This is a genomic window from Alcaligenes sp. 1735tsa3 (genome assembly GCF_024134565.1).
Classification (GTDB): domain Bacteria; phylum Pseudomonadota; class Gammaproteobacteria; order Burkholderiales; family Burkholderiaceae_B; genus Alcaligenes; species Alcaligenes phenolicus.
Genome location: NZ_CP099862.1, coordinates 1,251,676 through 1,263,951, shown reverse-complemented (window position 1 = coordinate 1,263,951; position 12,276 = coordinate 1,251,676). Strand labels below are relative to the sequence as shown.

13 protein-coding genes are annotated in these 12,276 nt (G+C 57.0%); 3 read left to right on the top strand and 10 right to left on the bottom strand.

The genetic code is table 11. From position 1 onward, the window contains the following. From argA to NIZ92_RS05755, 3 genes are all read left to right on the top strand, one after another. Positions 1 to 1,356 (top strand): amino-acid N-acetyltransferase, encoded by a 1,356-nt coding sequence (gene argA / locus NIZ92_RS05765; protein ID WP_009461662.1) that lies wholly within the window; start codon positions 1 to 3, stop codon positions 1,354 to 1,356. A 70-nt stretch (positions 1,357 to 1,426) separates the two neighbouring features. Then, entirely contained in the window at positions 1,427 to 1,699 is a 273-nt protein-coding gene (locus tag NIZ92_RS05760; RefSeq protein ID WP_009461661.1) for an oxidative damage protection protein, read from the top strand. Positions 1,700 to 2,067: 368 nt separating this feature from the next. Further along, the gene (locus NIZ92_RS05755) at positions 2,068 to 3,354 is read left to right on the top strand and encodes an EAL domain-containing protein (RefSeq protein ID WP_009461660.1); all 1,287 of its coding nucleotides are present in this window, start codon (positions 2,068 to 2,070) and stop codon (positions 3,352 to 3,354) included. A gap of 61 nt (positions 3,355 to 3,415) precedes the next feature. Here NIZ92_RS05755 and phoU read toward each other — a convergent pair whose 3' ends face one another. The 10 genes from phoU to radA all read right to left on the bottom strand — a co-directional run bounded on the left by phoU (position 3,416) and on the right by radA (position 12,272). Then, positions 3,416 to 4,150: a phosphate signaling complex protein PhoU gene (phoU, locus tag NIZ92_RS05750; protein WP_009461659.1), complete on the bottom strand. Its 735-nt coding sequence runs from the start codon at positions 4,148 to 4,150 to the stop codon at positions 3,416 to 3,418. A gap of 87 nt (positions 4,151 to 4,237) precedes the next feature. After that, a complete protein-coding gene (gene rpiA / locus NIZ92_RS05745) occupies positions 4,238 to 4,921 on the bottom strand; it encodes a ribose-5-phosphate isomerase RpiA (RefSeq protein ID WP_035270715.1) in 684 nt (227 codons plus the stop codon). Between the two features lie 38 nt (positions 4,922 to 4,959). After that, positions 4,960 to 5,319, bottom strand: a complete 360-nt coding sequence (locus NIZ92_RS05740; protein ID WP_161808944.1) for a Spx/MgsR family RNA polymerase-binding regulatory protein — start codon at positions 5,317 to 5,319, stop codon at positions 4,960 to 4,962. 12 nt (positions 5,320 to 5,331) lie between these two features. Then, complete coding sequence (locus tag NIZ92_RS05735; RefSeq protein WP_009461654.1) at positions 5,332 to 6,138, bottom strand: ABC transporter permease subunit; 807 nt, start codon at positions 6,136 to 6,138, stop codon at positions 5,332 to 5,334. After that, the gene (locus NIZ92_RS05730) at positions 6,135 to 7,055 is read right to left on the bottom strand and encodes an ABC transporter permease subunit (RefSeq protein ID WP_254002838.1); all 921 of its coding nucleotides are present in this window, start codon (positions 7,053 to 7,055) and stop codon (positions 6,135 to 6,137) included. Before NIZ92_RS05730 ends, NIZ92_RS05735 begins: the two co-directional genes overlap by 4 nt. Beyond that, positions 7,052 to 8,182, bottom strand: a complete 1,131-nt coding sequence (gene potA / locus NIZ92_RS05725; protein WP_009461650.1) for an ABC transporter ATP-binding protein — start codon at positions 8,180 to 8,182, stop codon at positions 7,052 to 7,054. Before potA ends, NIZ92_RS05730 begins: the two co-directional genes overlap by 4 nt. Before the next feature lie 6 nt (positions 8,183 to 8,188). Beyond that, positions 8,189 to 9,295 carry a polyamine ABC transporter substrate-binding protein gene (locus tag NIZ92_RS05720; protein WP_060185758.1) on the bottom strand — a complete coding sequence of 369 codons (1,107 nt, stop codon included), beginning with the start codon at positions 9,293 to 9,295 and terminating at the stop codon, positions 8,189 to 8,191. A 77-nt stretch (positions 9,296 to 9,372) separates the two neighbouring features. Beyond that, the gene (locus NIZ92_RS05715; RefSeq protein ID WP_060185757.1) at positions 9,373 to 10,092 is read right to left on the bottom strand and encodes a 3-deoxy-D-manno-octulosonic acid kinase; all 720 of its coding nucleotides are present in this window, start codon (positions 10,090 to 10,092) and stop codon (positions 9,373 to 9,375) included. Between the two features lie 9 nt (positions 10,093 to 10,101). Further along, positions 10,102 to 10,881, bottom strand: a complete 780-nt coding sequence (locus NIZ92_RS05710; RefSeq protein WP_009461644.1) for a sulfite exporter TauE/SafE family protein — start codon at positions 10,879 to 10,881, stop codon at positions 10,102 to 10,104. A 5-nt stretch (positions 10,882 to 10,886) separates the two neighbouring features. Beyond that, a complete protein-coding gene (gene radA / locus NIZ92_RS05705) occupies positions 10,887 to 12,272 on the bottom strand; it encodes a DNA repair protein RadA (protein ID WP_254002837.1) in 1,386 nt (461 codons plus the stop codon). Positions 12,273 to 12,276: the final 4 nt, after the last annotated feature.

Below are 12,276 nucleotides of genomic sequence, written 5' to 3'. Positions count from 1 at the left end.
ATGAACACAGACATCCCCGACTCGTACAACGCCATCGAACCACCTGATGAATCCCAGGCACAATTTGTGCGATGGTTCAGGGAAGTGGCGCCTTATGTGCACGATTTTCGTGGCAAGACGTTCGTGGTGGCCTTTGGGGGCGAGCTCATCAACGATGGACTGCTCTACACCCTGATCCCGGATTTGTCGCTGCTGTCAGCACTGGGCATCAAGCTGGTGCTGGTGCATGGCTCCCGCCCCCAGGTCAATGAGCAACTGCGCCTGAAAGGCGAAACCACGCAATTTGGTCGCGGTACCGAGCCAACCAGTGCGGTCGCTCTGGAATGCGCCAAAGAAGCCGCTGGTGAAATTCGCCTGGACATTGAAGCCGCATTCAGCCAGGGTTTGCCCAACACCCCCATGTCACATGCCCAGATTCGCATCATTTCGGGCAACTTTGTGACCGCGCGTCCGGTGGGCGTGATTGATGGCCTGGACTTCAAGCATTCTGGCGCGGTACGCAAGCTGGACGTGGACGCCATGCGGCTGATCATGAGCCAAGGAGCGCTTATTCTACTCTCCCCATTGGGTTTTTCTCCAACTGGCGAGGCCTTTACCCTGGACATGGAAGATCTGGCCACCAGCACGGCCATCGCCCTGCGCGCTGAAAAGCTGATTTTCCTGACCCCGGAGCATATCGGGCACTCCAATAATCTGGATATCGATTCGGAGCTGGCCCGTGCCGATGCCGACTCCCTGCTGGCCTCGGGCAAGCTGGACGAGGACTGCTCCACCTTCCTGCGCTACGCCTCGCAAGCCGTCAAACGCGGTATTGCCCGTGCGCACCTGGTGCCCTACAAGCAGGACGGCAGCATTTTGCTGGAGATCTTCACCCACGATGGGGTGGGCACCATGGTGGTGGAAGACACACTGGACGATTTGCGCCCGGCCAATCTGGACGATGTGGGTGCAATCGTGCAACTGATCGAACCCCTTGAAATTGACGGCACCCTGGTCCCCCGTGGCCGTTCGGTCATCGAGCGCGAGGTGGAGCAGTTCACGGTTCTGGAGCACGACGGCATTATTTACGGCTGTGTGGCCTTGATTCCATACGAAGAAGAAAGCATGGCCGAAATGGCCTGTCTCATCGTGCACCCGGAATGGCAAGGCTCGGGCGAAGGTGAAATTCTCTTGCGCCATACCGAAGCCAAGGCCCGTGCGGCCGGCTTCAAGCGTCTGTTTGTGCTGACCACCCGCACGTCTCACTGGTTTATCAAGCGTGGCTTTGTACAAGGTGGCGTGTCCGATCTGCCCAAGGGCAAGCAGTCGCATTACAACCGTTCGCGCAACAGCATGGTCTTTATTAAAAAGCTGTAAGCCGGTTTGACCCTCCTGCGCCCCTAAGTACAATACGCCCATCCAAGCATTTGATTGAAAAGGAACACATATGGCACGCATGATTCACTGTGTGAAGCTGAAACAGGAAGCCGAGGGCCTGGAGTTTCCCCCCTACCCCGGCGAGCTGGGCACCAAGATCTGGCACTCGATTTCCAAACAAGCCTGGGCCAACTGGATGGACGTGCAAACCCGTCTGGTGAACGAGAACCGCCTGAACCTGGCCGACGCCCGTGCCCGCACGTATTTGAAAGAACAGATGGAGCAATATCTGTTTGAAGACAAGGACGTGGAAGCCGACGGTTTTACCGCCCCTTCCGCTTAAGTCCCGATTCAGGACACGCACCCAAACCCCGGAGCATTACCATCGTGCTCCGGGGTTTCTTTATTTCTGCCCCCGACTCCCCCGCCTTTCCCCGCATTCCTATCAAATAGCCCCGCCTTCAACACGCAGCCAAAACGTAATTAAATGAAACGCTGCGCGACAAGTTAGTTTCAGACTGGTCAAAAATCAAAAGAAATGGGATTTTTCTACAGTTACCTGAAGCCCTAAGGCACAAAATCACGGCTGGCCTTGATGCGCATACAGTGCCCAAGCCACACCGGCCCATCACGTGTCCATGTCTGAGCAGCCTTGCGCCGAGCCCTGCACAGCACCGCCGCTTACTGCTTTACCCACAGGAAAAGAAGTTCATGTGCCGCCTAGACCTACCCGAGATTGACCAGTACTCCACTCACTTGCGCCTGTGGCTGGTCAACCTGAGCTATTTGGAGGCTTTGTATGGGCCGCAGTTTCATGCTTTTGTGCTGGATACCGTGCAGCAAAGGCTGCTGGACTGTGGGCTGACTGCCAATGAAATCTTTATCCGGGGGGATTTTGTCCTGATTGCCTTGAAGCAGTTGGGCAAGCAACACCGCTTTCAGCGTACCCATCCCAATGCCCTGGCCCAATTGCTGGGTGCGGCACTGGAGTGTGACCCCATCACCCAGGATGAGCACCGCATCTACCTGCACACCCAGATGGCTTACCACTACGATAGCCGTCAGTACGACACGAATCAGCTCCACCCTCCCGCTCCCAACCCCTGCTCTCATAATCATCCAGCCACGCTGGCCGCCTGGCACAAGGTCTGGGCCAAGACGTACCGGGACGATATGAGTCTGGCAGTTCGCATGCTGGATGATTTACAGAATGGGCTGCTGGCCCTGGCCTTTCAGCCCATCTATCACCTGGGTGAAAAACACAAGAACAAGGACTTTTATGAAGAAGCCTTGATTCGTCACTGCGGCACGGCGGATTACTCTTTACCCGAGGCCATCGCCGCTCTGGAGCGATTAGGTCTGGTGTCCCGGCTGGATCGCAGTGTCTTGGGCAGTGTGGTGGAGCTGCTCAGTACAAAACCCGGTCTTTGTCTGGGAGTGAATATCTCCGCAGGCTCCCTGCAGGACGATTTGTGGTGGCAGGATCTGTTCAGCTATCTGGACAGTCGCCCGGATGTGGCCCAGCGCCTGATTCTGGAGGTGACGGAAACCGGCACCATCGCCCACAAGCCCACGGCGCTGCGCCTGATTGCCCAACTACAAAACCTGGGGGTACGGATTGCTCTGGACGACACGGGATCGGGTAATAGTACCCTGGCCTTTCTGGTACAGACCCATGCCGACATTATCAAAATTGACCGCTCGATCTTGCTGCGGGCACGCAGCCCCGGTCAACCAGCCCATTTGCTGCGCAATCTGGTCAATGTCTGCGCCGATTACAGCCCCTACGTGATCATCGAAGGTGTCGAGGACGAGGCTGATCTGGAGTTTGTGCGCCAGTCCGGTGCACACGGCGTGCAGGGCTATCTGCTGGCCTTGCCAACGCTGACCCCACCCTGGTGGAACTCAGCAGTATTGATTACGGTGCAGGATGCGGTACTGCTACGTACCCAGTTCTATCCTGACCAAGCCCCCCAAGGCTACGGCTTTAGTTTTTGAAAAGCAAACAAGCCTTGCATGTTGTCATGCAAGGCTTGCAGCAAGAGGGCCCGGGTCGGAATCAGGCTTTGTCTTCGGATTCCGGTTCTGGCAAGGGTTCACCACGTGCAGTACGCTCGGTGTTCTTCACACCGGTGTGACGCACGTCGTCACCACGCACCATGTAGATCACGCGTTCAGCCATGTTCTTGGCGTGGTCACCAATGCGCTCCAGCGCACGGGCGATAAAGATCAGATCAATGGAGTGCGAAATCGTGCGTGGATCTTCAATCATGTAAGTGATGATGTGACGCAGCGAACCCTTCCACTCACGATCCACTTCCTTGTCGCTACGCACAATCTGTGCTGCGTGGACGGCATCCTGGCGCGCAAAGGCGTCCAGCACATCGTTGATCATGCCAGCGACTGAGGAGCTCATGTGGCGCAGTTCCACCACGGGCTCGTAGCCAGCGGTACCTTCGTGCAGACGGCGAGCCATCTTGGCGATGCGCTCGGCCTCGTCCCCGCAGCGTTCCATATCGGTCAGCATTTTGGAGATGGACAGCAGCATGCGCAAGTCAATGGCGGTGGGTTGATTACGGGCGATCAGATTGGTGATGCGCTCGTCAATCTCCACCTCCAGGCGGTTGATTTCTTTTTCACGCTCGCGAACCTGATCGACCAGCGACATATCCCCGGTTTGCAGGGCTTCGGTCGCACTGCGAACCATAGATTCAACAATACCGCCCATCTGCAAGAACAGCGAACGGGTGGCCTCCAGATCGGAGTGAAACTGCTTATTGGTATGTTCGTTCATAGTGGCCTTCTGTAACAGCAAAATGGCTCGCGCCAGCCCTTAATCCGTGCATAGATTAAGCACCGATTATGACAGAGACATTAAAATTCAGAAACCGTCGCCAGGCAGGGTACGCACACCCTGTTGACCGGCAATCAAGGCCACGCTGGCTGGGGCAATCGCGAACAGACCACAGCACACCACACCGGGCATATTGTTGATCTGGGCTTCCAGAGCAGCCGGGTCTGCAATCGACAAACCGGACACGTCCAGAATCAGGCCACCGTTATCGGTGACAAAGCCCGTGCGCTCGACGGGATTACCGCCCAAGGCGCGCAATTGGCGAGCCACGGCATTCTTGGCCATGGGGATGACTTCCACCGGCAAGGGGAATGCACCCAGGCGATCCACCAGTTTGGAATCGTCCACAATGCACAGGAACTTGTCCGAGACCGAAGCCACGATTTTCTCGCGGGTCAAAGCGCCACCACCGCCCTTGGTCATGTTCAACGCCGCATCGATTTCGTCGGCACCGTCCACATACCAGTCCATGCGTTCGATGGTGTTCAAGTCTTGCACTGCAATACCCAGACTTTGCAGGCGAGCGGTCGAGCGCTCCGAGCTGGAAGCTGCAGCCTTGAAGGCATGTTTGTGCGCCGCCAGAGCATCAATAAACAAATCAACCGTGGAACCCGTACCCACACCCAGAATGGAATCCGGGGTCAGGAAAGGAAGGACGTAATCAACCGCAGCCTGAGCCACCTGTTGTTTGAGTTCGGTCTGTGTGTACATGGCAGATATAAAAATGGGGGGGCTTGGCCCCCCTTGGTTTACTTAAGAAAACGAGCGGCAAATTTGCCTTCGTTGAAACCCACGCTGACCTCGCCCTCGGGCGTAATCAGCAAGGGGCGGCGCACCAGCGCCGGAAATTCAGCAATCAAGGCCAGCCATTGGGCATCGTCCTGCGGCTCTTTACGTTCTGCAGGCAGATTACGCCAGGTCATGGAGGCACGGTTGACCAGCTTGGGCCAGCCACCCAGCTCCTGCGCCCATTGTTGCAGGCGGGCCGCTTCCAAGGGATGTTCGCGGTAATCCACAAAGTTCAAAGGCAGACCGTTTTGCTCAAACCAGGCAATCGCCTTTTGGCAGGTGCTGCAATTTTTCAAACCATACATCGTGAACACGGCAATACTCCTTATCAATCAGGCGCGACGCTCGCGGCGTACCTGCAAGCGGCTGGCGACCACAACAAAAATACCAATCACCAAAATCAGCAGGGTCGCCAACGCGTTGATCTCGGGCTTGAGACCCAAGCGTACGCGCGAAAACACTTCCACCGGCAAGGTGGTAAAGCCCGGACCGGACAGGAAGGAGGCGATCACCACATCGTCCAGCGACAAGGTGAAGGCCAGCAACCAGGCCGCCATCAAGGCAGGCACGATCGAAGGCAGGACCACCTGGAAAAACGCCCTCAAGGGGGTGGCACCCAAATCAAGCGCCGCTTCTTCCTGAGAGCGATCCAGCTCACGCATACGCGATTGCAAAATCACGGTCGCGTACGCGGTGCACAGCACCACGTGACCAATCCAGATAGTGAAGATACCGTTCTGTTCCGGCCAGCCAAACAGGGAGTTCAGCTCCACAAACATCAGCAGCAGGGAAATACCCAGCACCACTTCCGGGATGACCAGCGGTGCACTGACCAGACCGATATACAGAGCAAAGCCCTTGAAGCGTCCCATACGGGCCAGTACATAGGCGGCCCAGGTGCCCAGAATGGTGGCCATGGTCGCGGTCAGCACGGCTATCAGGAAAGACAGCTTGGCAGCACTGAGCAGCGCTTTATCCTGAAACAGGGACTCGTACCAGCGGAAGGAAAAACCCGACCAGGACGTCATGATGGCCGATTCATTAAATGAAAAGACGATCAGGAACAGGATAGGAATGTACAGAAAACCAAAGCCCAGCGTCAGGACGATGGCACGCAGCCAGGGATTAGGCTTGGTCATGAGCGGCCTCCCCGTTGCGCTTCCATCTGTCGCATCTGGCTGTACTGGAAGAAAATCAAGGGAATGATCAAGAGCAGGACCATCACGCAAGTGACGGCAGCAGCCATCGGCCAGTCCGCATTATTGAAGAACTCGGTCCACATGACACGGCCCATCATCAAGGTGTCAGCCCCACCCAGCATTTCCGGAATCACGTACTCACCTACGGCCGGAATAAACACCAGCATGGCACCGGCAATCACGCCGGACATGGACATGGGCAAGGTGATATTCCAGAACGCCGACCAGGGACGCGCGCCCAGATCGTAAGCCGCTTCCAGCAAGCGCATATCCAGCTTTACCAGATTCGCATACAAAGGCAGGATGAAAAATGGCAGATAGGCATAGATCAAACCGATATAGACGGCCAGATCGGTGCGGTAGATTTCCAGCGGCGCATCAATAATACCCATCCACAGCAAGACCTGATTGAGCAGGCCATCGCCACGCAAAATGCCTACCCAGGCGTAGACACGCAGCAGCATGGAGGTCCAGAAAGGCAGAATCACCGCCAGCAACAACAGACTACGCACGGCGGGTGAAGAGCGCGCAATGTAGTAAGCCACCGGGTAGCCGATCAGGATACAAAAGATCGTGGTGACGGCGGCCATCTTCAAGGAGCTAACGTAGGTGGCCAAATACAGATTGTCGCTGAACAGCAGGATATAGCCGCGCAGGTTCAGTACAAAGGAAATGCTTTCCTCGGCAAACTGGGCCAAGGGCGTATACGGCGGCACCCCGAAATCAAGATCGGCAAAACTGATCTTGAGCACGAGCAAAAATGGCACCAGCAGAAACAGGATCATCCACAGGAATGTGGGTGCGACCACCAGCGTGCGACTGGTAGGCAGCAGTTTGCGCCAGGACAGGTTCTTCATGTGCTCAGTACCGTTGCGCTATCGTCGGACCAGGACACGTAGACCTCTTCGTCCACGCCGGGAGCATCTGGCTGGGCCAAGGTGCCACTGGGCATTTGCGCTTCGATCAGCATGCCGGCGTCCAGACGAATCTGGTAGCGGGTGTAGCTCCCCATCCAGGACACGTGGGTCACAATGCCGTGGCCCCAGTTGGTGTCCTCGGAAGGCAACTCACGACTCACCTTGATCTGCTCGGGACGAATGGACACATACACGTCCATGCCCAGCGGTTCGCTGATCCCGTGGCTGACATACAAGGGGCGGTTTAACTCCTCGCACTCGATATGAACGTGGTCCGGTTCGTCCACCGTCACTACGCCGGTGAACAAATTGGTGGAACCGATAAAGCCCGCCACAAAGCGCGAGTTCGGGAAGGAGTACACATCGTAAGGCGTACCGGACTGGATGATCTGCCCATCGGACATTACCGCCAGTCGGCTGGCCATGGTCATGGCCTCTTCCTGGTCGTGAGTCACCATAATGCAGGTCACTCCCACACGCTCCAGAATCTTGACCAGCTCAATCTGGGTTTTCTGACGAATCTGCTTGTCCAATGCGGACATGGGTTCGTCCAGCAAGAGCAGCTTGGGACGCTTGACCAGGCTACGCGCCAAAGCGACACGCTGTTGCTGCCCGCCTGACAACTGATTGGGTTTGCGGCGTGAAAAACCCGCCATCTGCACCAGATCCAGGGCTTCAAATACGCGTTCGTGGATTTCGTTGCGGGGCACGCCTTCCTGCTTCAAGCCAAAAGCCACATTGGCCTCAACCGACATGTGCGGAAACAGCGCGTAGGACTGGAACATCATATTGACCGGCCGCCGGTAAGGCGGCAGGTCGGTAATATCCTCGTTGTCCAGATAAATCCGACCGGAAGTCGGCTCCTCGAAACCTGCCAGCATACGCAGCAAGGTGGATTTGCCACTGCCTGAACTACCCAGCAGCGCAAAAATTTCGTGACGGGCGACGTCCAGACTTACAGACTGGACGGCCACCGTATCGCCAAAAATCTTGACGACTTCGTCCACACGCACGAAAGCATCCTCGCCATCCATCCAGGGCGAGGTTCCGGTACGGATATCTTGCATGATGCCTTAACGTCCAGACTTGAGTTCAGCCCACAGGCGCGTTTGCAGACGCTGCACCTTCAGTGGCTGTGGTTTGATGACGAACAAAGTCTTGGAGACTTCGGGCGAAGGGTAAATCATGGGGTTGTCAGCTACTTCCTTGACCACGAACTCGCGCGCATCTTTATTGGCGTTCGGGTAGAACATGGTGTTGGTAATGGCGGCATGGACTTCCGGCGTTTCAATGTAGTTGATGAAGGCGTGAGCCTCTTTCACATTGTTCGCGCTCTTGGGGATGGCCATGGTGTCAAACCAGACCGGCGCCCCGCCTTGCGGAATGTAGTAGTCGATGGCGTACGGCTTTTTAGCCTGGCGCGCACGATCAGCGGAGATCATCACATCGCCGGAGAAACCATAGACCATGCACAGATCGCCCGCGGCCAGCTCATCGATATAGCCCGAGGAGCTGAACTGACGCACGTAAGGACGGATTTGCTTGAGCAAGTCCAGGGCTTCGCGGTAATCGGCTTCATTGCTGCTGTTGGGGTCTTTGCCAATGTAGTGCAGCACGGCCGGGAACACCTGGGCGGCTTCGTCCAGAATGGAAATGCCACAGCCTTTCAGCTTCTCGGCGTTTTCAGGCTTGAACAGCATGTCCCAGTTACCCAGGTCCACCTGCTCACCCATGATTTCCTTGACCTTGGTCACGTTGTAGCCCAGGCCATTGGTGCCATAGCCCCAGGGAATCAGGTATTCATTTCCGGGGTCCACGTCCGAGAGCAAGGCCATGATGTCCGGGTCCAGATGGGACCAGTTGGGAATCTGACTTTTATCCAGCTTCTGGAACAAACCGCCTTCGATCTGACGCGCCGCGTAATGCGTGGAGGGAACCACCACGTCGTACCCCGACTTGCCCGTCAACAACTTGGCTTGCAAGGTGTCGTTATTATCGTAAACGTCATAACGCACGGTAATGCCCGTGGCTTTCTGAAAGCCGGACAAGGTATCGGGGGCCGTATATTCAGCCCAGTTATAGACGTTAACAACCTGATTTTGTGCCTGTGCAACAGGCATGATGGCAGCAGCGGCCAGCAGGCCGGCGAGTACCTGTGGTGTGTTCATCCCAAAAGACATCACGAGTCCCCTTCCTATCGAAAGCGAAAAACCCAAAAGGCGAGATGATAAAGCTTTTTTAAAGCCCGTAGTCGTAATTAACGCTGCGTTTGGTGACGGTAAGCAGAAAACATCTGCTGCCACCACTGATCGCCACGCGGCCCACACACTTTGAGCAAAGATCGTCTCAGGCGTTGCACATTACCCAGCGCCTGGGCGGGGCTGACGGGCCCCTGTCGTGCACGGTCAAAATCGATCAGCCAGACTTTGTCATTCGCATCCAGCAAAATATTGTAGGCGTTAAGGTCAGCGTGCCAAACCTCGAATTGGTGCATGCGGACAATCTCGTGTGCCACCGCTTCGGGGGAGGCACGGTCCAGGCACAGAGTCAAAGGCTGCACATCGGGCACACGCTGGCTTATCAGGGCCGCATGGTACCAAAAACCCTGTTGCCACCATGCACCCGCCAGCACTTTGGGGACGGCCAAGCCCTTGTTGTGCAAATAAGACATCACCTGAAATTCTCGCCAGCTGCGAGTCCGCGATGCCCCTTGCCACAAGTAGGAAGACTCATTGAAGCGAGCCACCAGGCCACCACGCCGGTAGTGGCGCAGCACCGCCTGACCAAAGGGCCCGTTCACAAACCAGGCGGCCTGACGACCACCCTGCCCCACCTTGCTGGCCTGGTCGCCATACGAGGCGGCCTCGAACCAGCGCTGCAAGGCCTCGGGTTCCAGATCCAGCTGATTGGCCAGCTCCGGAGCCAACAAGGCACCGCCACCGGGCAAAGAATAGACAGTTTCGGATTGGGTGCTCACGGCAGCTCCTCAGGCTCGAACCAGCAACAGGGCCATGATCAATACCAGCATGCAGGCAAAAATAAACTTCAGACGATTCTCGGGCAAACGATAGGCCAAGCGCACGCCAAACGGCACCAGCAGCAGGCTGCCTATCGCCATCGGTATGCCGACCTGCCAGGTAGCCTGACCATGAAACGCGTACGTCGCCAAGGCGACCAACGTGCCGGGAATAATCATGGACAGGGCCAAGCCTTGCGCACCGGTCTGGCTATAACCCATACGACTGGTCAGGAACGGCACTACCAGCACCGCACCGCCCACACCAAACACGCCTCCGGCCAAGCCCGCCATCATGCCTACCGCGATATACCACAGCTGGCCAAACGACTCCGGGTCCGGACGCGGCTTGTCACTGCGACGGCGCCGCCGGGAAAAGCCCAAACTCTGGTCGAAATAATACAGGGCAATGGCCATCACAAATACAGAGTAAATGCGACGCAGCAAGATCGCATCCATGCCCAGAGCCAGACGTGCGCCCAGCCAGGTAAAGATGATGGAGGAGATCGCCCCCAATGCTGCCCGACGAAAATCAATGTGGTTGCGACGATGGTACTGACGCACGGTCAGCAGCACCGCAGGCACCACCATGATCAAAGCCGTACCTTGAGCGGTTTGCTGATCCATACCCAGAATCAGGCCCAGCAATGGAATAGCCAGCAAGCCGCCACCGATCCCCAGGACCCCGCCGGTATAGCCAATAAGCGCGCCTCCCAGCAAGCAGGCCAGGATCAACTCAATACTTATCATGGCGGTTACAGATTACGCAGACGGTCGACAGCGTCTTCCACCCGGTCTACCACCCAGATTTCCAGGCCTTCGATCGCCTGACGCGGGGCGTTGCTCTTGGGAATCAAGGCAATGCTGAAGCCTAATTTGGCCGCTTCGCGCAAACGCTCCTGCCCACGCGGGGCCGGACGAATTTCACCGGCCAGGCCGATTTCCCCAAACACGACCAGACCCCGTGGCAAGGGGCGATTATTCAGGGAGGACAAAATAGCTAGCAACACAGCCAAGTCAGCGGCTGGCTCGGTAATCTTGACGCCCCCTACAGCGTTCACGAACACGTCCTGATCGTAAGTGACCACGCCAGCATGACGATGCATCACCGCCAGCAGCATGGCCAGACGGGAGCTTTCCAGCCCCACAGACAGGCGACGCGGATTGGGTACATGGGCCGAGTCCACCAATGCCTGAATTTCCACCAGCAAAGGCCGTGTGCCTTCCTGGGTGGCCATGACGCAGGAACCGGCTACTGACTGGGAATGCTGGGACAAGAACAGGGCCGAAGGATTGCTGACTCCTTTCAAGCCTTTTTCCGTCATGGCAAACACGCCCAATTCATTTACCGCGCCAAAGCGGTTCTTGAACGCGCGCACCATGCGGAAGGAGGAATGGGTATCCCCCTCGAAATACAGCACCGTATCCACAATGTGCTCCAGCACACGCGGACCGGCCAAGGTCCCGTCTTTGGTGACGTGACCGATAAAAATCATGGAAGTACCGCTTTGCTTGGCCAGACGGGTGAGCTGCGCCGCACATTCACGCACCTGCGATACCGAGCCTGGGGCCGCACTGAGCTGATCGGAATACAGGGTTTGAATCGAGTCGATCACCACCACGCTAGGCTGGTGCGACTGCAAGGCCTGGCTGATGGATTCCAGACGAATTTCAGCCAGCAGATCCACACCCTCGGTAGGCACGCCCAAACGGCGAGCACGCAAGGCGACCTGCTCGGCGGATTCCTCGCCCGTCACATACAGAACTTTGGTTTGCTGGGCCAAGGCTGCCATGGCTTGCAGCAGCAGCGTGGATTTACCGACACCGGGATCGCCCCCGATCAGGATCACGCCGCCTTCCACCAGGCCACCGCCCAGGACACGATCGAACTCGCCTATGCCTGTGGGCACACGGGGCAGTTCCCGCGCCTGTACATCGGAAAGACTTTGGACCGGGCTGGAGCCAGCCAGGGAAGCAAAACGATGCGCACTGGCCGCAGCCGGTGTCTCTACCGTTTCCTGCAAGCTGTTCCAAGCCCCGCAGGCCGGGCATTTGCCTGCCCACTTGGGTGTATCTGCCCCGCACTCCGTGCAAACAAATACAACTTTGGCCTTGCGGGCCGCACGAGTACTGGTGGCCATAGAA

Bases quoted from the DNA above. Each gene is read 5' to 3' on its own strand.
- potA (WP_009461650.1), bottom strand. From the start codon at position 8,182: ATGCAAGATATCCGTACCGGAACCTCGCCCTGGATGGATGGCGAGGAT.
- NIZ92_RS05720 (WP_060185758.1), bottom strand. From the start codon at position 9,295: ATGTCTTTTGGGATGAACACACCACAGGTACTCGCCGGCCTGCTGGCC.
- argA (WP_009461662.1), top strand. From the start codon at position 1: ATGAACACAGACATCCCCGACTCGTACAACGCCATCGAACCACCTGAT.
- NIZ92_RS05735 (WP_009461654.1), bottom strand. From the start codon at position 6,138: ATGACCAAGCCTAATCCCTGGCTGCGTGCCATCGTCCTGACGCTGGGC.
- NIZ92_RS05710 (WP_009461644.1), bottom strand. From the start codon at position 10,881: ATGATAAGTATTGAGTTGATCCTGGCCTGCTTGCTGGGAGGCGCGCTT.
- phoU (WP_009461659.1), bottom strand. From the start codon at position 4,150: ATGAACGAACATACCAATAAGCAGTTTCACTCCGATCTGGAGGCCACC.
- rpiA (WP_035270715.1), bottom strand. From the start codon at position 4,921: ATGTACACACAGACCGAACTCAAACAACAGGTGGCTCAGGCTGCGGTT.
- NIZ92_RS05760 (WP_009461661.1), top strand. From the start codon at position 1,427: ATGGCACGCATGATTCACTGTGTGAAGCTGAAACAGGAAGCCGAGGGC.
- NIZ92_RS05755 (WP_009461660.1), top strand. From the start codon at position 2,068: ATGTGCCGCCTAGACCTACCCGAGATTGACCAGTACTCCACTCACTTG.
- NIZ92_RS05730 (WP_254002838.1), bottom strand. From the start codon at position 7,055: ATGAAGAACCTGTCCTGGCGCAAACTGCTGCCTACCAGTCGCACGCTG.
- radA (WP_254002837.1), bottom strand. From the start codon at position 12,272: ATGGCCACCAGTACTCGTGCGGCCCGCAAGGCCAAAGTTGTATTTGTT.